Annotated in this window: 22 protein-coding genes; 12 read left to right on the top strand and 10 right to left on the bottom strand. The window is 71.2% G+C overall.

Going from position 1 to position 25,600, the window contains the following annotated elements; genetic code table 11:
- The first annotated feature begins 43 nt into the window (after window positions 1-43).
- Window positions 44-1,099, top strand: coding sequence for a C40 family peptidase (locus STRCI_RS27425; protein WP_269661632.1), 1,056 nt, complete (start codon window positions 44-46; stop codon window positions 1,097-1,099).
- Here the strand turns inward: STRCI_RS27425 and STRCI_RS27420 are convergent.
- The 5 genes from STRCI_RS27420 to STRCI_RS27400 are packed head-to-tail and all read right to left on the bottom strand — an operon-like array spanning window position 1,078 to window position 6,658.
- Window positions 1,078-2,325, bottom strand: coding sequence for a styrene monooxygenase/indole monooxygenase family protein (locus STRCI_RS27420; RefSeq protein ID WP_269661631.1), 1,248 nt, complete (start codon window positions 2,323-2,325; stop codon window positions 1,078-1,080). The genes STRCI_RS27425 and STRCI_RS27420 overlap by 22 nt on opposite strands.
- A gap of 14 nt (window positions 2,326-2,339) precedes the next feature.
- Window positions 2,340-2,987, bottom strand: a complete 648-nt coding sequence (locus STRCI_RS27415) for a GTP-binding protein (protein ID WP_418953380.1) — start codon at window positions 2,985-2,987, stop codon at window positions 2,340-2,342.
- Window positions 2,968-3,381 carry a DUF742 domain-containing protein gene (locus tag STRCI_RS27410; protein WP_269661630.1) on the bottom strand — a complete coding sequence of 138 codons (414 nt, stop codon included), beginning with the start codon at window positions 3,379-3,381 and terminating at the stop codon, window positions 2,968-2,970. The genes STRCI_RS27415 and STRCI_RS27410 overlap by 20 nt, the downstream gene beginning before the upstream one ends.
- On the bottom strand, window positions 3,378-3,875 hold the full coding sequence (locus STRCI_RS27405) for a roadblock/LC7 domain-containing protein (protein ID WP_269661629.1): 498 nt from the start codon (window positions 3,873-3,875) through the stop codon (window positions 3,378-3,380). The genes STRCI_RS27410 and STRCI_RS27405 overlap by 4 nt, the downstream gene beginning before the upstream one ends.
- A complete protein-coding gene (locus STRCI_RS27400) occupies window positions 3,872-6,658 on the bottom strand; it encodes a sensor histidine kinase (protein WP_269661628.1) in 2,787 nt (928 codons plus the stop codon). Before STRCI_RS27400 ends, STRCI_RS27405 begins: the two co-directional genes overlap by 4 nt.
- A 370-nt stretch (window positions 6,659-7,028) precedes the next feature.
- Between STRCI_RS27400 and STRCI_RS27395 the strand changes: the two genes are divergently transcribed.
- The gene (locus STRCI_RS27395) at window positions 7,029-7,814 is read left to right on the top strand and encodes a protein phosphatase 2C domain-containing protein (RefSeq protein WP_269661627.1); all 786 of its coding nucleotides are present in this window, start codon (window positions 7,029-7,031) and stop codon (window positions 7,812-7,814) included.
- Between the two features lie 17 nt (window positions 7,815-7,831).
- Here STRCI_RS27395 and STRCI_RS27390 read toward each other — a convergent pair whose 3' ends face one another.
- Window positions 7,832-8,338, bottom strand: a complete 507-nt coding sequence (locus STRCI_RS27390; protein ID WP_418953378.1) for a MarR family winged helix-turn-helix transcriptional regulator — start codon at window positions 8,336-8,338, stop codon at window positions 7,832-7,834.
- A 292-nt stretch (window positions 8,339-8,630) separates the two neighbouring features.
- On the opposite strand from STRCI_RS27390, the gene STRCI_RS27385 reads away from it, so the two are divergent.
- Window positions 8,631-9,452 carry a lysozyme gene (locus STRCI_RS27385; protein ID WP_269661626.1) on the top strand — a complete coding sequence of 274 codons (822 nt, stop codon included), beginning with the start codon at window positions 8,631-8,633 and terminating at the stop codon, window positions 9,450-9,452.
- Between the two features lie 73 nt (window positions 9,453-9,525).
- Here STRCI_RS27385 and lon read toward each other — a convergent pair whose 3' ends face one another.
- Window positions 9,526-11,940, bottom strand: coding sequence for an endopeptidase La (gene lon / locus STRCI_RS27380; protein ID WP_269661625.1), 2,415 nt, complete (start codon window positions 11,938-11,940; stop codon window positions 9,526-9,528).
- A gap of 170 nt (window positions 11,941-12,110) precedes the next feature.
- On the opposite strand from lon, the gene STRCI_RS27375 reads away from it, so the two are divergent.
- The 7 genes from STRCI_RS27375 to STRCI_RS27345 all read left to right on the top strand — a co-directional run bounded on the left by STRCI_RS27375 (window position 12,111) and on the right by STRCI_RS27345 (window position 21,523).
- Complete coding sequence (locus tag STRCI_RS27375; RefSeq protein ID WP_269661624.1) at window positions 12,111-12,896, top strand: GNAT family N-acetyltransferase; 786 nt, start codon at window positions 12,111-12,113, stop codon at window positions 12,894-12,896.
- Between the two features lie 135 nt (window positions 12,897-13,031).
- Window positions 13,032-14,567 carry a sulfatase family protein gene (locus STRCI_RS27370; protein WP_269661623.1) on the top strand — a complete coding sequence of 512 codons (1,536 nt, stop codon included), beginning with the start codon at window positions 13,032-13,034 and terminating at the stop codon, window positions 14,565-14,567.
- 12 nt (window positions 14,568-14,579) lie between these two features.
- Window positions 14,580-15,257 carry a spermine/spermidine synthase domain-containing protein gene (locus STRCI_RS27365; RefSeq protein ID WP_269661622.1) on the top strand — a complete coding sequence of 226 codons (678 nt, stop codon included), beginning with the start codon at window positions 14,580-14,582 and terminating at the stop codon, window positions 15,255-15,257.
- Window positions 15,258-15,389: 132 nt separating this feature from the next.
- Window positions 15,390-16,127 (top strand): response regulator transcription factor, encoded by a 738-nt coding sequence (locus tag STRCI_RS27360; RefSeq protein WP_093725353.1) that lies wholly within the window; start codon window positions 15,390-15,392, stop codon window positions 16,125-16,127.
- Complete coding sequence (locus STRCI_RS27355) at window positions 16,124-17,230, top strand: HAMP domain-containing sensor histidine kinase (protein WP_269661621.1); 1,107 nt, start codon at window positions 16,124-16,126, stop codon at window positions 17,228-17,230. Before STRCI_RS27360 ends, STRCI_RS27355 begins: the two co-directional genes overlap by 4 nt.
- Window positions 17,231-17,511: 281 nt before the next feature.
- Window positions 17,512-21,276, top strand: coding sequence for a multifunctional oxoglutarate decarboxylase/oxoglutarate dehydrogenase thiamine pyrophosphate-binding subunit/dihydrolipoyllysine-residue succinyltransferase subunit (locus STRCI_RS27350; protein ID WP_269661620.1), 3,765 nt, complete (start codon window positions 17,512-17,514; stop codon window positions 21,274-21,276).
- 67 nt (window positions 21,277-21,343) lie between these two features.
- Window positions 21,344-21,523: a DUF6104 family protein gene (locus tag STRCI_RS27345; protein ID WP_003992906.1), complete on the top strand. Its 180-nt coding sequence runs from the start codon at window positions 21,344-21,346 to the stop codon at window positions 21,521-21,523.
- A 178-nt stretch (window positions 21,524-21,701) separates the two neighbouring features.
- Here the strand turns inward: STRCI_RS27345 and STRCI_RS27340 are convergent, their stop codons facing one another.
- Entirely contained in the window at window positions 21,702-22,571 is an 870-nt protein-coding gene (locus STRCI_RS27340) for a hypothetical protein (protein ID WP_269661619.1), read from the bottom strand.
- A gap of 146 nt (window positions 22,572-22,717) precedes the next feature.
- Here STRCI_RS27340 and STRCI_RS27335 point away from each other — a divergent pair, with 146 nt between their 5' ends.
- Together STRCI_RS27335 and STRCI_RS27330 are read left to right on the top strand one after the other, a co-directional pair.
- Window positions 22,718-23,683: a DUF4097 family beta strand repeat-containing protein gene (locus STRCI_RS27335; RefSeq protein WP_269661618.1), complete on the top strand. Its 966-nt coding sequence runs from the start codon at window positions 22,718-22,720 to the stop codon at window positions 23,681-23,683.
- 1 nt (window position 23,684) lies between these two features.
- Window positions 23,685-24,779 carry a PadR family transcriptional regulator gene (locus tag STRCI_RS27330; protein WP_269661617.1) on the top strand — a complete coding sequence of 365 codons (1,095 nt, stop codon included), beginning with the start codon at window positions 23,685-23,687 and terminating at the stop codon, window positions 24,777-24,779.
- Between the two features lie 42 nt (window positions 24,780-24,821).
- Here the strand turns inward: STRCI_RS27330 and STRCI_RS27325 are convergent, their stop codons facing one another.
- Together STRCI_RS27325 and STRCI_RS27320 are read right to left on the bottom strand one after the other, a co-directional pair.
- Window positions 24,822-25,391 (bottom strand): Clp protease N-terminal domain-containing protein, encoded by a 570-nt coding sequence (locus tag STRCI_RS27325; protein ID WP_269661616.1) that lies wholly within the window; start codon window positions 25,389-25,391, stop codon window positions 24,822-24,824.
- Window positions 25,391-25,600: a helix-turn-helix domain-containing protein gene (locus STRCI_RS27320; protein ID WP_041819333.1), complete on the bottom strand. Its 210-nt coding sequence runs from the start codon at window positions 25,598-25,600 to the stop codon at window positions 25,391-25,393. The genes STRCI_RS27325 and STRCI_RS27320 overlap by 1 nt, the downstream gene beginning before the upstream one ends.

Below are 25,600 nucleotides of genomic sequence, written 5' to 3'. Positions count from 1 at the left end.
CACGGTGCGGAGCAGAGAGGCTGCCCGCACCGGAGGTGATGACGTGTCAGGAAGGCTTACGCGTCTGGTGTGCACGGCGGCGCTGGCGGCCGGCACCGTCCTCGTGCCGCTGCCCGCGGTGGCCGTCCCGGAACCCGGCGAGCCGTCGGTGGCCCGGCTTCTGACGGACCTTCAGCGTCTGTACCGGGAGGCGGAACGCGCCACCGAGACGTACAACGCCACCGAGGAGAAGCTCAAGGCACAGCGCGCCGAGGTCAGGCGGCTGGACGGGGAACTCTCCCGGGTGCGGCTCTCGCTGCACGACAGCCGGGGCGCGGCGGGGCGGCTGGCCCGGCAGCAGTACCAGGGCAGCACCGAGATCTCCTCGTACGTACGGCTGCTGCTGGCCCGTTCGCCGCAGCACGCGCTCGAACAGGGGCATGTGATCGGGCAGTTGGCGCGGGAGCGGGCCGAGACGGTGGGGCGGCTGACCGGCAGCGAGAAGAAGGCCGACGAGCTGGCGCGCAAGGCGCGTACCGCCCTCGACAAGCAGCTCGCACTCGCCGAGCGGCAGAAGAAGGACCGGGACGAGGTGCGCGGGCGGCTGACCGACGTCGAGGAGATGCTCGCCTCGCTCACCGCCGAACAGCTCGTGGACATCGGCGAGTTGGAGGAGAAGGGCGTCGAGGAGGCGCAGCGGGACCTCGTCACCTCCGGGGCGCTGGGCGCCGGGCCCGCCGAGCCGTCGAGCGCGGGCGAGAAGGCGGTGGGGTACGCCGTGCGGCAGCTCGGGAAGCCGTACGAATGGGGCGCCGAGGGGCCGCGGACGTACGACTGCTCGGGGCTCACCTCGCAGGCGTGGGACCACGCGGGGACCTCGATCCCGCGCACCAGCCAGGAGCAGTGGGAGCGGCTCCCGAGGGTGCCGCTGGACGAACTGCGGCCGGGTGACCTGGTCGTCTATCACCGCGACGCCACGCATGTGGCGATGTATCTGGGCGCGGGCGAGGTGGTCGAGGCCCCGAGGACGGGTGAGCGGGTCAAGGTCTCCCCGATCGCCACCCACCCGATTCTCGGGGCCGTACGCCCGGACGGGGATCAGGCCAGGGAGGCCAGGTAAGCCGCGGTCTTCTCCGGGTCGTAGAAGAAGTTCTCCACGTCGGCCGGGTTGTTGAAGGCATTGGCGAAACGGTCCGCCGCGGGCTGGATCTGGCCGGCCGCGCCGATGAGGTTCAGGATGTGCTCCGGCGGCGGGGCGAGCATGGCGTTGGTCCACTTGGTGACGTGCTGGGCCGTCTCCCAGTAGCGGTCGAACGTCGACTGCATCCACTCCTCGTCGAACGGCTTGTCACCGTGTTCGAGGATGGACGCGAGGTACGCGGCGGCGCACTTGGACGCGGAGTTGGAGCCCTGACCGGTGATCGGGTCGTTGGCCACGACGACGTCGGCGACACCGAGGACCAGGCCACCGCCGGGCAGGCGGCCGATCGGGTTGCGGACCGTGGGTGCGTAGCGGCCGGCCAACGTGCCGCCGGCGTCGGTCAGTTCGACCTTCGTCGCCCGCGCGTACTCCCAGGGCGTGAACCTCTCCATGAGTTCCAGGGTCAGGGAGAGGTGCTCCGCCGGGTCCTTGACGCCGTTGAAGACATCCAGCGGGCCGCCGGGTATGCCCTCCCAGAACAGGATGTCGGCGCGGCCGGAGGTGGTGAGCGTCGGCATGATGAACAGCTCACCGACACCGGGCACCAGGGAGCAGCGGACCGCCTCCAGCTCCGGGTGCTCGGGGCGCGGGCCGAGGCCGTGGACATAGGCCACCGCGAGGGCGCGCTGCGGCTCGGTGTACGGGGAGCGCTCCGGGTCCCGGGCGAACATGGACACCAGCTCGCCCTTGCCCGCCGACACCAGCACCAGGTCGTACGTACGGGAGAAGTAGTCGAGGTCCCCGACCGCCGCGCCGTGGATGACCAGCTGGCCGCCGCGCTGGGCGAAGGTCTCCATCCAGCCGGCCATCTTCACCCGCTGGTCCACGGACTGGGCGTACCCGTCGAGCCGGCCCAGCCAGTCGATCGCGCGGGCCGCCGGGCCCTCGGCCCAGGAGCCCGGGGCCGCCACCGAGATGCCGAGTCCTTCGATCTTCGGGGCCTGGGACTCCCAGAAGTTCAGCTGGAGATCGCGCTCGTGCTGGAGGGCGGTGTCGAACATGCACTGCGTCGACATGACCCGGCCGGTGCGGATCTCGTCCGCGGTCCGGTTGGACATGAGCGTGACCTCGTACCCGTTCGACTGGAGTCCGAGGGCGAGCTGGAGGCCGGACTGGCCGGCCCCGACGACGAGTATCTTCCGCATGCGGGGCAGTTCTCCTACTCGGGGGTTTCGTCCAGCGCGTGGCCCACCAGGGCCAGCAGGGTCTCGATCGCCGAGATCCGGCGCCGCGCATCCATGATCATGACAGGTATGTGTGCCGGGATGGTGAGCGCCTCCCGCACGTCCTCCGGCTCGAACCGCTCACTGCCGTCGAAGTGGTTGACCGCGACGACGTACGGCAGCCCGCAGCTCTCGAAGTAGTCCAGCGCCGGGAAACAGTCCTTCAGCCGCCGGGTGTCGGCCAGCACGACCGCGCCGATCGCGCCGCGCACCAGGTCGTCCCACATGAACCAGAACCGCTGCTGGCCCGGGGTGCCGAAGAGGTAGAGCACCAGGTCGTCGTCGAGCGTGATGCGGCCGAAGTCCATGGCCACGGTGGTGGTCAGCTTCTCCGGCGTGGCGGTGAGATCGTCGGTCTCCTCGCTCGCCTCGGTCATCAGCGCCTCGGTCTGCAGGGGCGTGATCTCCGAGACGGCGGTGACCAGGGTGGTCTTGCCGACGCCGAACCCGCCCGCGACGACGATCTTCGTGGCTATGGGGGCGCGGGTACGGTCCGTCTGCCAGGACTTCAGGTCCTCGTCGGTGGCTTCGGCTGGTTCGCCGGCTTCGGTGAGTTCTCTGGCTTCAGAGACGACGGAGTCCACTCAGCACCCTTTCGAGCAGAGCGCGGTCCGGGCGGCCGGTGCCGTGACCGGTGCCGGTGCCGTACACACGGATCTTTCCCTGGTCCGCGAGGTCGCTGAGGAGGACGCGGACGACACCGAGCGGCATCTTCAGCAGCGCGGCGATCTCGGCCACCGTGCGCATCCGGCGGCACAGTTCGACGATGGCCATCAGCTCCGGCATGACCCGGGTGCTGAGGGAACCATTCGCCAGCTCCTTGCGCTCCTCCGGGGCCTCCAACGCGGCCACGAACGTCTCCACGAGGAGGACGTGGCCGAAGCGGGTACGGCCGCCGGTGAGCGAGTAGGGGCGTACGCGGGCGGGCTTGCGGTCGCCGCCGCGGACGGGGAGCTTGTTCGGTGTGCCGCTGCTCATCGGGTGCTCCCGGTCGACTCGGCTTCCAGGGATTTTCGTAGCTCGCTGCGGAGTTCGGGGGTCAGGACGTGGCCGGCGCGGCCGACGAACAGGGCCATGTGGTAGGCGACCACGCTCATGTCGCAGTCGGCGGAGCCGTGGACGCCGAGCAGGGAGCCGTCGCTGATGGACATCACGAACAGGCTGCCCTCGTCCATCGCGACCATCGTGTGCTTCACGCCGCCGTACTCCATGAGCCGGGCGGCGCCGATGGTGAGGCTGCCAATGCCGGAAACGACGGTGGCGAGGTCGGCGGAGGAGCCGCGAGGGCCCTTGCGCGTGCGCTGTGCCTTGGCCGCCTCGTTTCTGTCCGGGTCCGAGGAGAGCAGGAGCAGGCCGTCGGAGGAGACCACGGCGACCGATTCGATGCCGGGGACTTCCTCTACCAGGTTGGTCAGCAGCCAGTGCAGGTTGCGGGCTTCACTGCTCAGTCCGAAGGTACTGGGCGCGGTCAACTGCTTGCCTCCTCGACTGTGCCCCCCGTGGCTTCTTCCGATTGCGGTGCCGTTGTCCGGCCCGTCTGTTCGGCGATCTCTGCTTCTACGTCGCGGTAGCCGGCCTCTGCCCCCCGGCGGAAGCCGCCCAGTCTGCGGCGCAGGGCGTCGGCGTCGACGCTTGTCGTTCGCTGACGCGGTGTGTGGGTGGGTGTGGTGATCTTCGGGGTGCGCTTGGGGAGGCCCTTGGCGGTGAGCTCGTCCTCGGTGGCGCGCTCGTGTTCCGTCTCGGCTTCGCCATCGGCCTCCGGGTTCTCACCCGCACCACCCGTACCACTTTCGTCGTCGGGTGCGGGTGACCCCTGCGGGGCGGACTCGCCGTCGGCGGCTGCGGGCTTCGCCGACTCCGGTGCCTGGTCCGTGCCCGGCGTCGCGGGCTCGGGTTCTGTTGCCTCCGGCAGGAGGAGCTCCATCGTGGTTTCCGCCGGAGTCTCGGGGGCCGGTTCCTCGGGCCTCGGGCGGGACTCCGCCGGCCGGCCCGCGTTCTCGAGGACCTTTTCGGCCAGCGCCACCAGGCGGTCGCCCCGGGTGCCGTGCAGGACGTTGGAGTTGGCCTCCGCGTTCGCGCCGGGGAGGGAGACGGTGTGCGGGGAGGCGGACATGGGGCCCGTGGCCGGTACCGCGGAGGGCTGGGCCGGGGCCAGGAGGTGCTCCGGGAGGACCGCCACCGCCGTCACTCCGCCCTGCTTCTGGTCGCGGAGCTGGACTCGGACGCCGTGGCGGTGGGCCAGGCGGGCGACGACGTAGAGGCCGAGACCGAGGCCCTCCTCGCCCTCCTGGTCGTAGGTCGCCTCGGGGTCGAAGCCGGACAGGCGGGCGTTCAGGCGGGTCAGGCGGTCGTCCGTCATCCCGATGCCCTCGTCCTGGACGGAGAGCATGACCTCGCCGTTCTCCAGGAGCCAGCCGGAGATCTCGACGGGCAGGTCCGGCGGGGAGAACGAGGTGGCGTTCTCCATCAGTTCGGCCAGCAGATGCGAGAGGTCGTCCGCCGCGAAGCCCGCGATGTGCGCGTGGGGAGGGAGCGAGGCGATCCGGACCCGCTCGTACCGCTCGATCTCGCTCACCGCCGCCCGGACCACGTCCACCAGCGGCACCGGACCCGCGCTGTGCTGCACATGCTCCGTGCCCGCCAGCACCAGCAGGTTCTCGCTGTGGCGGCGCATCACGGTCGCGAAGTGGTCCAGCTTGAAGAGGGTGGCGAGGCGGTCGGGGTCCTGTTCGCGCTCCTCCAGGCCCTCGATCACCGCCAGTTGGCGTTCCACCAGGCCCAGCGTGCGCAGGGCGAGGCTGACGAAGGTGGAGCCGATGCTGGTGCGCAGGCTCTCCAGCTGGGCGGCGGAGTCGGCCAGTTCGGCGCGCAGCTCCTCACGGGCGTCGGCCATCTTCTGGCGCTGGCCCACGAGATGCTTGCGGTCGGACTCCAGCGTCGCGATGCGCTCGTGGAGGGCGGCCGCCTGCGCGTGCAGGGTGTTGACGGAGTCGACGACCTTCGCGAACTCGTCCTTGCGGCCGGTGAACCGGACCGGTTCCTCCGTCGTCGGGTCCCCCGCGCCCGCGAGGCGGGCCGAACCCAGGCGCAGGACGGCGAGGGGCCGGGTCAGGCTGCGTGCCATGCCGGTGGCCACACCGATCGCGAGCAGCACCAGCACGCCCAGGATCGCGATGCGGATCTCCAGCTCGGTGACGTCGTCGTCACGGAGCAGGGCGAGGTCCTTGGTGCGGCGGTCGTGCAGGGCCGACTCGGCGCCCCGCATCATCTCCACGCGCGCGGAGAGCGCCGCGTCCAGCTTCTTCAGGCTGGTGCCGAGTTCGCCGTCGGAGAGGGTCGGCTGGTCGGTGAGGGAGGCGAGGTACTTCTCGGCGGCCTCCGCCTCCGGTCCGGTGACCGTGGAGTCGTAGGAGGTCACCGACTGCTGGGGCGCGGTCGAGCGGAAGTCGGCGAGCGCCGCGTCGGAGCGCAGCCGCGCCTCCTGGGCGGCCGCGGTGAGCGCGGCACGCTGCTTGGTGTCGGCGTCGGAGGAGGTGGTGACCTCGCTCGGCAGTCCGGTGATCGGGTCGATCACCGTCTGGGTGGAGCGGGGCACGCTGAGCGCGGCGAGCAGCAGGCCCCGAGTGGAGGCGGCCTGCTGTACGGCGGTGTCGAGCTCGGCGAGGGCGTAGGCACCGGAGCCCGCGCGGGGCGGCATGTCCTCGGCCAGTTTCTCGGCGAGGCGGTGGAGCTCGGTGAGCGCGTCGGTGTACGCCTTGTGCGTTTCGAGAGCGGTGCTCTTCCCGGTGAGCGCCGCTCTGCGCAGGCCCGCGATGTCGTCCAGGTCCGTGCGCAGGGACTCGGGGATGTCGGGGTTCGCGCGCAGTTCGTCTACCAGCCGGTCGACGCGGGCGCCGCGCTGCTCCGAGGGCGCCTTGGACTTGGGGCGTCCGGCGGCGACGTAGGAGGTGACCTCGTCGCGTTCGTCGGCGAGCGAGTGGGCGAGCGCGAGGGCGTCCTCGGTCTGCTCGGAGAGGGTCACCAGCTCCTGGCTGTCGTGCACCTGCGCGGAAGCGGTGACGATCGAGGGGGCACCGGCGGCCGCTATGGCGGCGGCGACCACGGCCACGGCGATGATGAGCCGGTTGCGCACATGGGTGGGCCGGCCCTTGCCGGCCGAGGTGGCGCCGGTCCCCGCCGTGGTGCCGGACGGTTGCTCCGGGGTCCCTGCGGAGGCCGTCTGCTTGCCTGAGCGACGAGGCCGCGTCTTCTGCACCGGTGCTCGCATTCCTGAACTCGTGATACCCATGGGCCCGGGTGACGCTCCGTCAACTGGCGCATACGCCCGGTACGCTTCCCGACCCTCCCAGTGCCGGTGGGTGGTGGTCTCGCATCACCTGACCCGCCACCCGAAGGAGTGAACCCCGGAGGAGAGTTGGCGGGCAAGTTCCTCTGGCGCATACAGCCGCCGTTCCCGGCGGGCCGGTTGGACGTCCGCGGCGGGCGGTGGCAGGATTCGCCACCACGTCTGCGCGGCATGCGTCATTCCACCCCAAACCCGACGCCTGACCTGCGCGAGTTCGCCAATTGCGCAACCGTTGCCACTCTTTGGCGAACCTTGTGAAGGGCTCGTGCAGACTGACCGGATGCGCACTGAACTTGTTTCGGAACCGGGCGATCCCGCCCGCCCCAACGAGGACTTCGCGAGCGTCGGACTCCCCGCTTCCGGACAGGGCGGCACGGTGGTCGTCCTGGACGGGGTGACCCCGCCCCGGGGCGGGACGGGGTGTCTGCATTCCGTTCCCTGGTTCACCGCGCGGCTCGGCGGGGCGCTGACCGAACTGACCGTTTCACTCCCGGATGTTCCGCTCGCCGACGCCCTGTCAGTCGCCCTCGCGCGTACCGCCGATGCCCACCGGGAAACCTGTGACCTTTCTCACCCGCGCACACCGCAGGCAACGGTCGTCGTCGTCCGCTGGTCGCCCGGGTCCGTCGAGTACCTGATCCTGTCGGACTCGGCCCTTGTGGTGGAGGCGCCCGACGGCACGGTCACGGCGTATCTCGACGACCGGCTCGCCCGGCTGCCCCGGTCCGCCCTGGCCACGGACGCGATGGTCGACGCGGATCTGCGCAACAAGGAGGGCGGCTTCTTCACGGCCGCCGCCGATCCCTCGGTGGCGGCGCGGGCGGTGACCGGGACCCTGCCCCGCTCCGCCGTCCGCGCCCTCGCCGTGCTCACGGACGGTGCGACGCGCTGGGTGGAGAAGTTCGGCGCCGGGGACTGGGGCGACCTCCTCGGCGTCGTGCGCAAGGAGGGGGCGCGGGCGCTGGTCGACCGGGTGCGGACGCTGGAACTCGCGGACACCGAGCGGCGGTTCCTGCGGCGGGGCAAGACACACGACGACGCGACGGTGGTGCTCGTGGAGTTCTGAGGCCTCGGGGACCGGCCCTAACCCTCCATCTCCTGGTTCAACTGGTTGAGCAGACGGGCCAGTTCCGAGACCTCGCGGGGGTCCCAGCCGGACAGGCGGCGGGCGTAGCGGGCCCGGCGGGCGTTGCGCACCTTGCCCACCCGGCGGCGGCCCTCCTCGGTGAGGTGGACCAGCCAGGCGCGGCCGTCGGCGGGGTCGGGCTCGCGGGCGACCAGACCGAGGTCCTCCAGGGCGCGCAGCTGCCGGGACATGGTGGCCTTGCCGACGCCGATGTAGGCGGCGAGCTCGGTCGCGCGCTGGCGGCCGCACTCGTCGAGGCGGATCAGCAGGCCGTACGCGGCGGACTCCAGGTCGGGGTGGACCTCGCGGGCCATCTCGCCCTGGCTGGCCCGGGCGCGCCGCAGCAGGACGGTCAACTCCCGCTCCAGGGAGAGGAACTCGGGCTGCTCGGTGCCGGGTCCCGGCTGCCCGGCGGGCACCCCGGATCCGACTCGGCGTCCGTCGCCGTTTCCCTCTTCGCGCACGTCAGCCCCTGCCTCGGTTTCCCAGTTCTGAAAGTTTCCGTCACATGCCGTCATCGCCGCAGCTCCGTCAGTATTTCTCAGGCGTAGACCAACGGCAGCCCCCAGGCCCCCTTCCACCCGTCGGCCCACGTCCGTAGCGTCTTTGCCAGGCACTGACTGGCATGCTCACGCCAGCATCCTCGGACGGCGCACCAACAGCGGGCCAACGGCGCCCCGCCACCCCGTCCCGGCCGGCATGCCCCGCGCTCCAGCGTCTCCCCACCGTGCGTCACCGAGCCTTCGGAGGCACGCTATGCCCGTGCACAGACCCGGACCGCTCCGCCTCGTCCTCACCGGACTCCTGCTCACCGCGCTCTCGCTGGTACTCGCCACCACCCCCACCTCCCCGGCCTCCGCCGCCGACTCCCCCGCCCGCGGCTCCGCCCGCATGGGCATGGGCGTCGCCGCCCACGACGGGGTGCACGGACTGCCCCGGGACACCCGCGCCACCCAGACGGAGGGCGTCGACGTCTCCTCCCACCAGGGCAACGTGGCCTGGTCGACGCTCTGGAACAGCGGTGTGAAGTGGGCCTACACGAAGGCCAGCGAGGGCACGTACTACACCAACCCGTACTTCGCGCAGCAGTACAACGGCTCCTACAACGTCGGCATGATCCGCGGCGCCTACCACTTCGCCACGCCCGACACCCCGTCCGGCGCAACGCAGGCCAACTACTTCGTCGACCACGGCGGCGGCTGGTCCCGGGACGGCCGGACCCTGCCCGGCGCCCTGGACATCGAGTGGAACCCGTACGGCGCGGCCTGCTACGGCAAGACGCAGAGCGGCATGGTGACGTGGATCCGCGACTTCCTGAACCAGTACAAGGCCCGCACCGGCCGGGACGCGGTGATCTACACGGCGACCAGCTGGTGGACCCAGTGCACGGGCAACTACTCCGGCTTCGCCACCGCCAACCCGCTGTGGATCGCTCGCTACGCGTCGACCGTGGGGACGCTCCCGGCCGGATGGAGTTACTACACGATGTGGCAGTACACCTCGACGGGCCCGACCGTCGGTGACCACAACCGGTTCAACGGCGCCCTGGACCGCGTCCAGGCCCTGGCCTACGGCTGACCGCTGACCGGACGACGAAGGCCCGGGTCTCCCTCACGGGACCCGGGCCTTCGCCTTCATCCGGCAGCGTCCGTCACGCCGCCACCGGAACCTCCGGCTGGGCGCCGTTCGTGGCCGGGGACAGGGCCAGGTCGAGGACCTGGCGCACATCCGTCACGGCGTGCACGTCGAGCTTCTCCAGGACCTCGGCGGGGACGTCGTCGAGGTCGGGCTCGTTCCGCTTGGGGATGATCACCGTGGTGACCCCCGCGCGGTGGGCGGCGAGCAGCTTCTGCTTCACTCCGCCGATCGGCAGGACGCGTCCGGTCAGCGAGACCTCGCCCGTCATCGCCACGTCCGTGCGGACCAGTCGGCCCGACAGCAGCGAAGCGAGTGCCGTCGTCATCGTGATGCCCGCGCTGGGACCGTCCTTCGGCACCGCGCCCGCCGGGAAGTGGATGTGCACGCCCCGGTCCTTCAGGTCACCGACCGGCAGCTCCAGCTCGGCGCCGCGCGAGCGCAGGAAGGACAGGGCGATCTGCGCGCTCTCCTTCATCACGTCACCGAGCTGTCCCGTCAGGGTCAGCCCCGCCGCGCCGGTCTCCGGGTCGGCCAGGGACGCCTCCACGAACAGCACGTCACCTCCCGCTCCGGTCACCGCCAGGCCCGTCGCCACACCCGGGACCGCCGTACGGCGCTCGGCCGGGTCCTGGGCCGACTCGGGCACGTGGTGCGGGCGCCCGATCAGCGCGCGCAGATCGCCGTCCGTGACGGTGAACGGCAGCTTCCGCTCGCCCAGTTCGTGCTGCGCCGCGACCTTGCGGAGCAGCCGCGCGATGGACCGCTCCAGGGTGCGCACGCCCGCCTCGCGGGTGTACTCCCCGGCGAGCTTGCGCAGCGCGCCCTCGTCGATGACGACCTCGTCCGTGTTCAGACCGGCCCGCTCCAGCTGGCGCGGAAGCAGGTGGTCACGGGCGATGACGACCTTCTCGTCCTCGGTGTAGCCGTCGAGGCGGACCAGCTCCATACGGTCGAGCAGGGCCTCCGGGATGGCCTCCAGGACGTTGGCCGTGGCGAGGAACACCACGTCGCTGAGGTCGAGTTCGACCTCCAGGTAGTGGTCGCGGAAGGTGTGGTTCTGCGCCGGGTCCAGGACTTCGAGCAGGGCCGCGGCCGGGTCGCCGCGGAAGTCGGAGCCCACCTTGTCGATCTCGTCGAGGAGCACCACCGGGTTCATCGACCCGGCCTCCTTGATGGCCCGCACGATCCGGCCGGGCAGCGCGCCGACGTACGTGCGCCGGTGGCCACGGATCTCCGCCTCGTCCCGGACGCCGCCGAGGGCGACCCGGACGAACTTCCGTCCCATGGCGTGCGCGACGGACTCGCCCAGCGAGGTCTTGCCGACGCCGGGCGGGCCGACGAGCGCGAGCACGGCACCGCCGCGCCGCCCGCCGACGACCCCGAGACCCCGGTCGCTACGGCGCTTGCGCACCGCCAGGTACTCGGTGATCCGCTCCTTCACGTCCTCCAGACCCGCGTGCTCGGCGTCCAGGACGGCCTGCGCGCCCTGGATGTCGTAGGCGTCCTCGGTCCGCTCGTTCCACGGCAGTTCGAGCACCGTGTCGAGCCAGGTGCGGATCCACGAGCCCTCGGGCGACTGGTCGCTGGACCGCTCCAGCTTGTCGACCTCCTTGAGCGCGGCCTCGCGGACCTTCTCGGGCAGGTCGGCGGCCTCGACGCGGGCGCGGTAGTCGTCGGACTCCTCGCCCTCCGCCTCGCCGTTCAGCTCGCGCAGCTCCTTGCGCACGGCCTCCAGCTGGCGGCGCAGCAGGAACTCGCGCTGCTGCTTATCGACGCCCTCCTGGACGTCCTTGGCGATGGTCTCGGCGACGTCCTGCTCGGCGAGGTGGTCGCGCAGCTGCTGGGTGGCGAGCTTCAGCCGGGCCACCGGGTCGGCGGTCTCCAGCAGCTCCACCTTCTGCTCGGTGGTGAGGAAGGGCGAGTAGCCGGAGTTGTCGGCGAGCGCGGAGACATCGTCGATGGCCTGGACCCGGTCCACGACCTGCCAGGCGCCGCGCTTGCGCAGCCAGGCGGTGGCGAGCGCCTTGTACTCCTTCACCAGATCGGCGACCTGCCCCGGCAGCGGGTCCGGCGCGCTGTCGTCGACCCGCAGGCCCTCGACCCACAGGGCAGCACCGGGGCCGGTCGTCCCGGCGCCGATCCGCACCCGGTCCCGGCCCCGGATCAGGGCGCCCGGGTCACCGTCGGCGAGGCGGCCGACCTGCTCCACGGTGCCGAGCACACCGGTGCTCGCGTAGGTGCCATCGATCCGCGGCACCAGCAGCACCCGTGGCTTGCCCGGCTGGGACCGGGCGGCGGCCTGGGCGGCCTCCACCGCGGCGCGTACATCAGCGTCGTTCAAGTCCAGCGGGACCACCATTCCGGGCAGCACGACCTCGTCGTCGAGCGGCAGCACAGGCAGGGTGAGCGAGGTGGACGTCGAAGCCATGATCTCCCCTTCGGCAGTCAAGTTGAGTTATGCCGACTCAATGCTTGGCGGCCCGTGATTGTTCCCGGCCCTGCGTTCGCTGTGAGCGATCATCCGCCTCACACCCGGTGAACTGGGGCTTCTCCGATAACCGGTTGCCTCGTCCACCGCATTCCCCCACCGTCGCTTCCGTGACAGACACAGAGACCCTTCTCGCGGCCTACGACGGCCAGATGCGCGGCGCGCCCCCGTCCTCGCCCGCCGGCGTGACGTACGAGCAGGACGGTCCGCTGCTGCGGATCGTCGGCGGGTTCCGGGGGCTGGTCAGCGGACCGCGCTCGCTGGGTGTGCGCGGTGCGGACCTGGACCTGCTGATCGCCCGGCAGCGCGACTACTTCGCGGCGCGCGGGGAGGCGGTGGAGTGGAAGACCCGCTCCCACGACGACCCGGCCGACCTCACCGACCGGCTGCGCGCGGCGGGCTTCGTGCCCGAGGACCGGGAGACGGTCCTGATCGGCCGCGCCGCCGGGCTGGCCGTACGGGAGCCCGTGCTGCCCGAGGGTGTGACGCTGCGGCGGGTGACGGCGGACGCGGACATGCGCCGGATCGCCGGGATGGAGTCGGCGGTGTGGGGCCAGGACTGGAGCTGGCTCGCCGACGATCTGACCGGACGGGTCGAGTCCGCGCCGGACGACATCGCCGTGTACGTCGTGGAGGCGGACGGGGAGGTGGTGTCGGCGGCCTGGCTGGTGTTCCGTCCGGGCACCGAGTTCGCGAGCCTGTGGGGCGGGTCGACGCTGGCCGAATGGCGGGGCCGTGGCATCTACCGGGCCCTGGTCGCCACCCGCGCGGCGCTCGCCGTCGGCCGCGGGGTCACCTATCTGCAGGTGGACGCCTCCGACGACAGCGCGCCCATCCTGCGCCGGCTGGGCTTCGAGGCGGTGACGACGACCACGCCGTACGTCTGGAGTCCTTGACCGTCTCGATTCGCGGCGATCGCAAGGTTCCCGTGTTCTGCCCGCAATACCGTTCACAGGAAGCGGCCGCACACTGCAAGCTCGTTCACAGTCTGTGAGTGACTTGCGCGGTTTTACGGGGACTTGGGGAAGCGGATGGCCGAGGGAGAGCGGCGGGGGCCGGCCCGGCGCGCGCTGATCGCGGGCGGGGTGGTGGCGGCCGCGGGGACGGCCGTGCCGTTGGTCGCGGGCGCGGTGGGCGGTGACAGCGGCCCTGAGCCGGGAACGACCCGCGCACCCCGCCGTACCGCCGCCCCGGCCGCCGCGACCCGCCGCCCCCGCTCCGACGACCGGCCCAACATCCTGCTGGTGCTCACCGACGACCAGCCCAAGGAGACGGATTGGGCGCTCGGCCGCACCGTCGACTGGCTGGGCGGCAACGGCGTCACCTTCGAGCGGGCGCACGCCAACACCCCGTTGTGCGCGCCTTCCCGGGCCTCGGTGATGACGGGCCGGTACGCCCACCACCACGGCGTCCTGGACACCCGCCACCCCTACCACCTGGACCAGCGCACGACGGTCCAGCGCCGGCTGCGCGAGGCGGGCTACCGCACGGGCCTGTTCGGCAAGTACCTCAACTTCTGGCGCACCGGCGACAACCCGCCGCACTTCGACGAGTGGCTGCTCCAGGAGCCGGTGCGCTACGTCAACGGCCACTACAACGACAACGGCACCGTCCGCGGGATCCCCGGCTACAACACGACCGTCATCAAGGACCGCGCGCTGGCCTTCATGGAGGCGTCCCACACCGACAAGCGCCCCTGGTTCGCGTACGTGGCCACCCGCTCGGCCCATGAGGTGAACGTCCCGGAGCCGAAGTACGCCCGCACGCGCGTGCCCGACTGGCAGGGCCGCCCCTCGGTGTTCGAGACCGGCAAGGCCGACAAGCCGCCCTTCCTGCGCGCCGCCGAGCACCTCTTCCCCGCGGGCCGGGACCTGCGCGCCCGCCAGCTGCGCACCCTGCTCTCCGTCGACGACGCGATGCACGACTTCCGTGAGAAGCTGCGCGCGCTCGGCCAGTTGGAGAACACGCTGGTGGTGTTCACCAGCGACCACGGTCTGTGCTGGGGCGACCACGGCTGGCTGCGCAAGTCGGTGCCGTACCGCCCGAGTCTGGAGGTGCCGTTCCACGCGTCCTGGCCCGCGGGCGGCCTCGGCACCGCACGCGCCGACGACCGGCTCACCGGCCTGATCGACATCGCGCCCACCTTCCTGGACGCGGCGGGCCTGCCGCCCGATCCGGAGCACGACGGCCACTCCCTGCTGGACCCGGACAACGACCGCCCGCGGCTGCTCGCCGAGTGGTGGTGGAACCAGCAGGACCAGCGGCCGATCCACAGCTGGGCCTCGTCCATCGGCAAGGGCGACCAGTACACGGAGTACTTCCGCACCCGCCTCGACCACGGCGGCCGCCCCACGACGGGCGACGGGAAGGTGCTGTTCCGGGAGTACTACGACCTGCGCGCCGACCCCTTCCAGCTCACCAACCTCCTCCACCGGGCGAGCGCGGAGGAGGAACGGCGGCTGGGCATCCCTGCGCTGGCCACGGGGCTGGCGACGGCACGCGGAGGCCCGGACCTGCTCCAGGGTGGCGGCCCCGCCGACTCACCCCACGTCACCGGCCGGAGCTGACAGGATGAGCGGATGCCCGCTCCGTACGAGATTCCCGAAGTCCTGGACCGTCGCGAGGGCCCCCACGGCGAGGTCGTGCTGCGGCGCCACGGTGAGCTGCTCCAGATCATCGCCAACGGCTGCTTCCTGATGGACACCTCCGACGGCCGCTCCGAGCGACTGCTCGTGGATGCGGCCCGGGACGCCCTCGACGCCCGCCCCGGCCCGGCCGTGCTCATCGGCGGCCTGGGCGTCGGCTTCTCGCTCGCACACGCCGCCGCCGATCCGCGCTGGGGCCGGATCACCGTTGTGGAACGCGAACGGGCCGTCATCGACTGGCACCGCGCCGGCCCCCTCGCCGGCCTCACCGAGCGGGCCCGGTCCGACCCGCGCACCAGGATCCTGGAAACGGACCTGGTCAGGTACGTCAATGAGACTTCCGACACGTTCGACGCGCTCTGCCTGGACATCGACAACGGCCCCGGCTGGACCGTCACCGAGGGAAACGGCGGACTGTACTCGGACGCCGGACTGGCAAGCTGCGCAAGGGTGTTGAACCCCGGCGGAGTGCTCGCCGTCTGGTCGGCGCAGCCCTCTCCGGAATTCGAAGAAACCTTGTGGAATGCCGGGTTCAAACAGGTGCGTACCGAAGAGATCCCGGTTGCCCGGGGCGTTCCCGACGTCGTGCACCTCGCCGTCGGACCTGGATAGCCGAGCCGCGGTGACTCCCCGTACGCTGCTTCCCTGGCGCGGATCATTCAAGCGTCAATCGCAAGCATGCGCAGGCATGTGCAGTGGACGGATCACCCCACGGATTCCGGAAAGCAACTTCAGGGGCGGGCGATGGAGCAGACACACACCTCCCACAACGGCACGGCGGCGAGCCCGGGCGCACAGCGCCGGGTCCTGGTGGTCGAGGACGATCCGACCATCGTGGACGCCATCGCGGCCCGCCTGCGCGCCGAGGGATTCCTCGTGCAGACCGCGGGCGACGGGCCCTCGGCCGTGGACACCGCGGAGGCATGGCAGCCCGACCTGCTGATCCTCGACATCATGCTGCCGGGCTTCGACGGCCTGGAGGTCTGCCGTCGGGTGCAGGCCCAGCGCCCGGTGCCGGTGCTGATGCTGACGGCTCGCGACGACGAGACCGACATGCTGGTGGGCCTCGGCGTCGGCGCCGACGACTACATGACGAAGCCGTTCTCGATGCGGGAGCTGGCGGCACGTGTGCATGTGCTGCTGCGCCGGGTGGAGCGGGCGGCGATCGCGGCCTCCACACCACGCAGCGGCATCCTGCGCCTGGGCGAGCTGGAGATCGACCACGCGCAGCGCCGGGTGCGGGTGCGCAGTGAGGACGTTCATCTCACGCCCACCGAGTTCGACCTCCTGGTGTGCCTGGCGAACACCCCGCGCGCGGTGCTCTCCCGTGAGCAGCTGCTCGCGGAGGTGTGGGACTGGGCCGACGCCTCCGGCACCCGGACCGTCGACAGCCACATCAAGGCGCTGCGCCGGAAGATCGGCGCCGAGCGCATCCGTACGGTGCACGGCGTGGGCTACGCCCTGGAGACCCCGACGCCATGAGCGACGGGCCGGCCGCGCGGAGAGGCCCCGGGGATCCCTGGGGCGGCGTACGCCCGTTCTCGATCAAGACCAAGCTGGGCGCGCTGGTCGTCATCTCGGTCCTGATCACCACGGGTCTGTCGATGATCGCGGTGCGCACCGCGACGGAGCTGCGCTTCATCACGGTCTTCTCGATGATCGCCACACTGCTCATCACGCAGTTCGTGGCGCACTCGCTCACCGCGCCGCTGGACGAGATGAACGCGGTGGCCCGCTCGATCTCGCACGGTGACTACTCGCGCCGGGTGCGCGAGAACCGCAGGGACGAGCTGGGCGACCTGGCCGAGACGATCAATGTCATGGCCGATGAGCTGGAGACCCAGGACCGGCAGCGAAAGGAGCTGGTCGCCAATGTCTCGCACGAGTTGCGCACGCCCATCGCGGGACTGCGCGCGGTGCTGGAGAACATCGTCGACGGGGTCACCGAGGCCGACCCGGAGACGATGCGCACGGCGCTGAAACAGACGGAGCGCCTCGGCCGGCTCGTGGACACCCTGATGGACCTGTCCCGCCTGGACAACGGCGTCGTACCGCTGAAGAAACGCCGTTTCGAGGTGTGGCCCTATCTGTCGGGCGTGCTGAAGGAGGCCAACATGGTCGCCTCCACGCGCGCGGGCATCGCCTCCGGCTCGGGCGGCCACACCCGTACGGACGTCCATCTGACCCTCGACGTCTCCCCTCCGGAGCTGACCGCGCACGCGGATCCCGAGCGCATCCACCAGGTGGTGGCCAACCTCATCGACAACGCGGTCAAGCACAGTCCGCCACACGGGCGGGTGACGGTGAAGGCGCGGCGCGGCGCCCGGCCCGAGTCGCTGGAGCTGGAGGTGCTGGACGAGGGCCCCGGCATCCCGAAGTCGCAGTGGCACCGGGTCTTCGAGCGGTTCAACCGCGGTGCCGTGCCCGCGCCGCACGGTCCGGGCAGCGACGGCGGCACGGGTCTCGGCCTCGCCATCGCCCGCTGGGCGGTGGATCTGCACGGCGGCCGGATCGGAGTGGCCGAATCCGTTCGCGGTTGCCGGATTCTTGTCACTCTTCCGGGAGAGCCATCCGTGTCGAGTTGACGTAGGGTTCGAACCGGAGCCACAAGATCCACGGGAGTCCGGGCTGACGGACACGTGTGATCAGGCAGAGGCCCGCGCGTTCCGTGCGCCTGGCCTGGGCCGACGCATACCTCGACCACCGGAACCTCGCTTGTTTCCCGCCATTTCCGGGCCCGAAACGCGCATTCCGATGTGACTTACACGACGATGACCTTGCCCGGCCTCACCTTCCCGGCCATGGGGGCGTAGCCTTTATTCCCGCTGTCCATAACCTTGTGAAGCGGAAGAGGGCGGTTGCCGCCGTGTCGCCACAGTCCCCCAGTAACTCGAGCATCTCGACCGACACCGACCAAGCGGGCAAGAATCCCGCGGCCGCGTTCGGGCCGAACGAGTGGCTCGTCGACGAGATCTATCAGCAGTACCTCCAGGACCCGAACTCGGTTGACCGAGCCTGGTGGGACTTCTTCGCCGACTACAAGCCGGGCGGGGTCGCCGCCCCGGCTCCGGCGGGTAACGCCACCCCGGCGCCCGCTCCGGCCGCGGCGCCCGCCGCACCGGCCGCGCCCGCACCGGCGCCCGTAGCTCCGAAGCCGGCCGCCGCTGCGCCCGCCGCTCCTGCGCCCGCCGCAGCCCCGGCCCCGGCCAAGCCCGCCGCCGCGAAGCCGGCCGCGCAGGCCGCGCCCGCCGCAGCGGCCCCGGGGGGCCCCGAGCTGGTGACGCTGCGCGGCCCGGCCGCCGCGGTCGCGAAGAACATGAACGCCTCGCTGGAGGTGCCCACGGCCACGTCCGTGCGCGCGGTCCCGGTGAAGCTGCTGTTCGACAACCGCATCGTCATCAACAACCACCTCAAGCGGGCCCGGGGCGGGAAGATCTCCTTCACGCACCTGATCGGCTACGCGATGGTGCAGGCCATCAAGGCCATGCCGTCGATGAACTACTCCTTCGCGGAGAAGGACGGCAAGCCGACCCTGGTCAAGCCGGAGCACGTCAACTTCGGCCTCGCCATCGACCTGGTCAAGCCCAACGGCGACCGCCAGCTCGTGGTCGCGGGCATCAAGAAGGCCGAGACCCTGAACTTCTTCGAGTTCTGGCAGGCCTACGAGGACATCGTCCGCCGCGCCCGCGACGGCAAGCTGGGCATGGACGACTTCACCGGAGTGACGGTCTCCCTGACCAACCCCGGCGGCCTCGGCACCGTCCACTCGGTCCCGCGTCTGATGCCCGGCCAGTCGGTCATCATGGGCGTCGGCTCCATGGACTACCCGGCGGAGTTCCAGGGCACCTCCCAGGACACCCTGAACAAGCTCGGCATCTCGAAGGTCATGACGCTCACGTCGACCTACGACCACCGGGTCATCCAGGGCGCCGCCTCCGGCGAGTTCCTGCGCATCGTCGCCAACCTGCTGCTCGGCGAGAGCGGCTTCTACGACGACATCTTCGAGGCCCTGCGCATCCCCTACGAGCCGGTCCGCTGGCTCAAGGACATCGACGCGTCGCACGACGACGACGTCACCAAGGCCGCGCGCGTCTTCGAGCTGATCCACTCCTACCGGGTCCGCGGCCACGTCATGGCCGACACCGACCCGCTGGAGTACCGCCAGCGCAAGCACCCCGACCTGGACATCACCGAGCACGGCCTCACCCTGTGGGACCTGGAGCGCGAGTTCGCCGTCGGCGGCTTCGCCGGCAAGTCCCTGATGAAGCTGCGCGAGATCCTCGGCGTCCTGCGCGACTCGTACTGCCGCACCACCGGCATCGAGTTCATGCACATCCAGGACCCCAAGCAGCGCAAGTGGATCCAGGACCGCGTGGAGCGCGGCCACACCAAGCCCGAGCGCGAGGAGCAGCTGCGCATCCTGCGCCGGCTGAACGCCGCCGAGGCCTTCGAGACCTTCCTGCAGACGAAGTACGTCGGCCAGAAGCGGTTCTCCCTGGAGGGCGGCGAGTCCGTCATCCCGCTGCTGGACGCGGTCATCGACTCCGCTGCCGAGTCCCGCCTGGACGAGGTCGTCATCGGCATGGCCCACCGCGGCCGGCTGAACGTGCTGGCGAACATCGTCGGCAAGTCGTACGCCCAGATCTTCCGCGAGTTCGAGGGCAACCTCGACCCGAAGTCGATGCACGGCTCCGGCGATGTGAAGTACCACCTGGGCGCCGAGGGCACCTTCACGGGCCTGGACGGCGAGCAGATCAAGGTCTCCCTGGTCGCCAACCCCTCCCACCTGGAGGCGGTGGACCCGGTCCTGGAGGGCGTCGCGCGCGCCAAGCAGGACGTCATCAACAAGGGCGGCACCGACTTCACGGTCCTGCCGGTGGCGATCCACGGCGACGCGGCCTTCGCGGGCCAGGGCGTGGTGGCCGAGACCCTGAACATGTCGCAGCTGCGCGGCTACCGCACCGGCGGCACGGTCCATATCGTCATCAACAACCAGGTCGGCTTCACGGCGGCGCCGGAGTCCTCGCGCTCGTCGATGTACGCCACCGACGTGGCGCGGATGATCGAGGCCCCGATCTTCCACGTGAACGGCGACGACCCGGAGGCCGTGGTCCGCGTCGCGCGGCTCGCCTTCGAGTTCCGCCAGGCGTTCAACAAGGATGTGGTCATCGACCTCATCTGCTACCGCCGCCGCGGTCACAACGAGTCGGACAACCCGGCCTTCACCCAGCCGCTGATGTACGACCTGATCGACAAGAAGCGCTCGGTGCGCAAGCTCTACACCGAGTCCCTCATCGGTCGTGGCGACATCACCCTGGAAGAGGCCGAGCAGGCGCTCCAGGACTACCAGGGCCAGCTGGAGAAGGTCTTCACGGAGGTCCGTGAGGCCACCTCGCAGCCGGCCGCGGCCGAGCCGTCGGACCCGCAGGCCGAGTTCCCGGTCGCGGTGAACACCGCGATCTCCGCCGAGGTCGTCAAGCGGATCGCCGAGTCCCAGGTCAACGTCCCCGACTCCATCACCGTCCACCCGCGTCTGCTGCCGCAGCTCCAGCGCCGGGCGTCGATGGTCGAGGACGGCACGATCGACTGGGGCATGGGCGAGACCCTGGCCGTCGGTTCGCTGCTGCTGGAGGGCGTGCCGGTCCGCCTGGCGGGCCAGGACTCCCAGCGCGGCACCTTCGGCCAGCGCCACGCGGTCATCATCGACCGTGAGACGGGCGACGAGTTCACGCCGCTGATGTACCTCTCCGAGGAGCAGGCGCGCCTGAACGTCTACAACTCCCTGCTCTCCGAGTACGCGGCGATGGGCTTCGAGTACGGCTACTCGCTGGCCCGCCCCGAGTCCCTGGTGATGTGGGAGGCCCAGTTCGGCGACTTCGTCAACGGCGCCCAGACGGTCGTGGACGAGTTCATCTCGTCGGCGGAGCAGAAGTGGGGCCAGACCAGCGGTGTCACGCTGCTCCTCCCGCACGGCTACGAGGGCCAGGGCCCGGACCACTCGTCCGCGCGCCCGGAGCGGTTCCTCCAGCTCTGCGCCCAGAACAACATGACGGTCGCGATGCCGACCTCGCCGTCGAACTACTTCCACCTGCTGCGCTGGCAGGTGCACAACCCGCACCACAAGCCGCTGGTCGTCTTCACCCCGAAGTCGATGCTGCGTCTGAAGGCCGCGGCGGCGAAGGCGGAGGAGTTCACCACGGGCCAGTTCCGCCCGGTCATCGGTGACGCCTCGGTCGACCCGGCCGCGGTGAAGAAGGTCGTCTTCTGCGCCGGCAAGGTCTACTACGACCTGGAGGCCGAGCGTCAGAAGCGCGGTGTCACGGACACGGCGATCATCCGCATCGAGCGCCTGTACCCGCTGCCGGGTGCCGAGCTCCAGGCCGAGATCGCCAAGTACCCGAACGCCGACAAGTACCTGTGGGCCCAGGAGGAGCCGGCGAACCAGGGCGCGTGGCCGTTCATCGCCCTGAACCTCATCGACCACCTGGACCTGGCGGTCGGCGCGGACGTCCCGCACGGCGAGCGCCTGCGCCGGATCTCCCGCCCGCACGGCTCGTCCCCGGCGGTGGGTTCCGCGAAGCGCCACCAGGCCGAGCAGGAGCAGCTGGTGCGTGAGGTGTTCGAGGCGTAAGCCTCTGTCCTACGGCCGGGCCGCACCCCCAACTGGGGGTGCGGCCCGGCCGTTTATCCTGGTGGGCATGTACTTCACCGACCGAGGCATCGAAGAACTGGAGAAGCGGCGCGGCGAGGAGGAGGTCACCTTCGAGTGGCTCGCCGAGCAGCTCCGCACGTTCGTCGACCTGAACCCGGACTTCGAGGTGCCGGTGGAGCGACTGGCAACCTGGCTGGCGCGCCTGGACGACGAGGACGACGAGTAGCGGTCGGCCGCGGGGACGCGCCTACGGCTGACTCGTTCGCGAGGACGCGTGCGGCCGTCTCAGGCCCGGGGCGGGCATGCCTCTGTCGCGGCGGCGGATCACGTCTCAGCCACGGGGACGGATCACGTCTCAGTCACGGGGGACTGCTCACGTCTCAGTCACGGGGGCGAGTCACTTGTCAGTCGCGAGGGCGGGTCACGTCGTACGCCAGTCCCAGGGCGCCGTGCGCCAGCAGGAGTGCGCCCGCGACGGCCCAGCCGGCGCTGCGGCGGTGCAGCCCCAGCGCGGTCAGCGGGAGGCCCGCCGCGATCTGGGTGAAGGCCAGCGCGCGGGCGAGGGGGGTGCCCGACCAGGGCAGCCAGGTGCCCAGCCGGCTCGCGTCGACGGAGTCGAGCTCCGCGCGGACGGCGTCGAGTTCCGAGCGGACCGCCTCACGCCAGCCCGTCCGCTCGATCGCCCGGACCTGCGGCTGAACGCGGGCGGACGCGACGAGACGGTCCGCGGAGTCGCCGGGAGCCAGCCCGGCGGGCAGCGTGACTCCCGCGCGGGTGAGGACCGCCAGCAGGCCGCCGAGGCGCGCGCGGGCGTCGGTCCCGGAGTCGGTCCGGGTGAGCTGCTCAAGGGACTCCATGTCCAGGACGGGATCCAGACTCAGACGGGTGGCGAAGGTACGCATGGCCTCGTCCTCGCCGACGGGGGTGCCGTCGCTGAGCCAGATGTAGCCGACGGGGCGGCGGAAGCCGGACGCGAGGGTGTACCCGGCACGGTCCCCGTCCCACCACAGCGCGAGGACGGGCCAGGGGGCGCCGACGGCGAGCGCGGTGGCCCAGCCGGTGAGCACGCGGTCGACCGGTTCCTCCCCGTCGGCCCAGGGCCTGCTCTCGGGCACGAGCACGCTCCACTCCCCGCCCGCAGGCACCAGCAGCATGGGTTCGCGCAGCAGGTGGGCGGCGGGGGCGACGAATTCCGGCTCCGCCCGGCAGAGCAGCAGGGCTCCGGGGGCGGGACCTCCGGATGCGGGACCGGTGCGGGGAAGTTCCGTCGACATGGTCACACGCTAGGGCGATTTGCGGGGGTTGGTCATATTTGACGACGCCGAAGCTCCCCGAAAGAGTGTCTTGACTTTCATCGGGCGCGATATATCGTGAATTCAGGAGACGCGATATGGCGCGTTGTCACGGGGAGGTCGTCACCATGTCCGAGTGGTCCGTCACGGAGCCGAGGAAGCTCACCTTCGACGAGCCCGTACGCGAACTGCACGTACGGATCGTCAATGGAACGGTGAACGTGGTGGGGACCGACGAAGGTTCCGCCCGCCTCGAGGTCTCGGAGATGGAGGGCCCACCCCTCCTGGTCACCCAGGAGGGCGGGACGCTCACGGTCGCCTATGAGGACCTGCCCTGGAAGGGCTTCCTGAAGTGGCTCGACCGCAAGGGCTGGCGGCGCAGCGCCGTGGTCTCGCTGGCGGTCCCGGCCGGCACGCGCGTCGAGGTGGGCGTGGTCGGCGCGGGCGCCGTGGTCTCCGGGGTGAGCGGTCCCTCGGTGGTCAAGGGCGTCACCGGCGACACCACGCTCGTCGGGCTCTCCGGCCCGGTGCGCGCCGACACGGTCTCCGGGAACCTGGAGGCCCAGGCGGTGACCGGCGACCTCCGCTTCAACTCGGTCTCCGGGGACCTGACGGTCGTCGAAGGCTCGGGCTCCTCCGTGCGGGCCGACTCGGTCAGCGGCTCGATGATCGTCGACCTCGACCCGGAGGGCCCGACCGACGTACGGCTCACCAGCGTCTCCGGCGAGATCGCCATCCGGCTCCCCCATCCCGCCGACGCCGATGTCGAGGCCAACACCGCGAGCGGCACCATCTCCAACGCCTTCGACGGACTCCGCGTGCACGGCCAGTGGGGCGCCCACAAGATCACCGGAAAGCTGGGCGCGGGCAACGGCAGGCTGCGGGCGACGACCGTATCCGGCTCCATCGCGCTGCTGCGCCGCCCGGCCCGTGAGGAGGAGCCGTGGGACGCGGAGGCATGGGAGGACGCCCCGGTGGAGAACACACCGGCCGGCTCGGGGGAGAATTCCGACTCCGGCCAGGACTCCACACCCTCCACCGAAGCCGACCCGGGCGACCAGGCCGACGGCACGACCGACAAGAAGGTGCTCTGACATGCCTCCCGTCTTCGCCCACGGCCGCCTCCGCCTCTACCTGCTGAAGCTGCTGGACGAGGCCCCGCGCCACGGCTACGAGGTGATCCGCCTGCTGGAGGAGCGCTTCCAGGGCCTGTACGCGCCCTCGGCGGGCACGGTCTACCCCCGCCTGTCGAAGCTGGAGAGCGAGGGCCTGGTCACCCACACCACCGAGGGCGGCCGCAAGGTGTACGCCATCACGGACGCCGGGCGGGCCGAACTGGCCGACCGCAGCGGGGAACTGGCCGACCTGGAGCTGGAGATCCGGGAGTCGGTCGCCGAGCTCGCCGCCGAGATACGGGCCGATGTGCGCGGTGCGGCCGGTGATCTGCGGCGCGAGATGCGGGCGGCGGCGTCGGAGGCCCGGCAGGGCGGCATCAAGGCCGACGCTCCGCTCGGGGACTTCACGGAGTACACCGACAAGGAGGCCTGGCGCGCGGCCAAGGAGGAGATGCGCCGGGCCAAGCAGGAGTGGAAGGAGCAGGCCCGGCGCGCCAAGGACGAGAGCCGCAGGGCCCGCGAGGAGGCCCAGCGCGCCCGGCGCCAGGCCAAGGAGGCGCAGGACCGGGCCCGCGCCCAGGCCCAGGAGGAGATGCAGCGCATCGCCCAGCGGGTCCAGGACCATGTGCAGGACCACTTCGCCCGGGGCGACTGGCCGACCGGCGTGCGCGAGGGGCTGACGGAACTGGCCAAGGAGTTCGGCGAGTTCGGGAAGGACTTCGGCAAGGGGCTCGGGAAGGACTTCGGGTTCGGGCGGGCGGGATCGGGCGCGGGTGCGGCGGCCGGCACCGGCACTGGCACCGCGTCCAAGCCGCGTCCCGAGGGCCCCGGCACCCCCGAGTACTCCGAGACCCCGGAGGACTTCCCCGCCGAGTTCGAGCCGTCCTGGGCCCATGAGGACCCGACCGGCGATCCGGCCCGTGATCTGGACCGCCTCCTGGACCGCTTCCGCGACGACATCCGCGACGCGGCGCGCGACCACGGGGTCACGGCGGACCAGCTCCGGGACGCCCGACGTCACCTGTCGACGGCGGCGGCGCACATAGGCGCACTGCTCAGGACGCCCAAGCCCTGAGGTCCGGCACAGCGGCACAGGCTCGGGTGGCCGCCCCTTCGGTCACCCGGCCTTGGCCTCGCCCTCCCCGTAGAGGACCCGGGTCACGGTCAGGTTGGTGACTCCGTGGTCGGCGAGGGTCTCGGCCGGTACGCCGGGCTGGGTGGTCAGGGCGAGGAGGATGTGCTCGTCGCCGATATGCCGGTCACCGCGGGCGACGGCGACGCGCAGGGAGCGCACCAGGGTGTCCTTGGCCTCCCGGCTGAAGGGACGATGGCCGGACCGCCGCCCCTTGCCCCTGCCCTTGCGGTCGCCGGACATCGCGCCGACGCCGTGCACCTCCTCGACCCGGGCGACGATCTCTGCGACGTCGATACCGAGGCCCGCGAGGGCATCGGCCTCGGCCTGGGAGAGTCCGGCACGGCGACGGGCCTCGCCCAGCGCCTCCCGTACCGACTCCTTGCGCTCCGCGAGCCCCAGCGCGGCCAGCGCGAAGGAGCCCCGGCTGGCTTCCCGGTCGAGCAGGGCGAGCAGCAGGTGCCCGGTGTCGACGGTGCGGGCGCCGGACCGTTCCGCTTGTTCGACCGCTCCGGTCACGACCGCGCGGGCGTCCTTGGTGAACCGCTCGAACATCAATGCCTCCCGTACTTCTTGTGCACGGCCTGCCTGCTGACCCCGAGTTCCGCGGCGATCTCCTGCCACGACCACCCCTGATTGCGCGCGCTGCGCACCTGCACGGACTCCAACTGCTCCAGCAGTCGGCGCAGCGCGGCGACGGCACGCAGGCCGACCCTCGGGTCACGATCGCCGGCGCGCTCGGCGAGATCGGTTGCCTCACTCAT

The sequence above is a fragment of the Streptomyces cinnabarinus genome (assembly GCF_027270315.1).
In the GTDB taxonomy this organism is placed as follows: domain Bacteria; phylum Actinomycetota; class Actinomycetes; order Streptomycetales; family Streptomycetaceae; genus Streptomyces; species Streptomyces cinnabarinus.
This window is presented reverse-complemented; position numbering and strand designations above follow the sequence as displayed.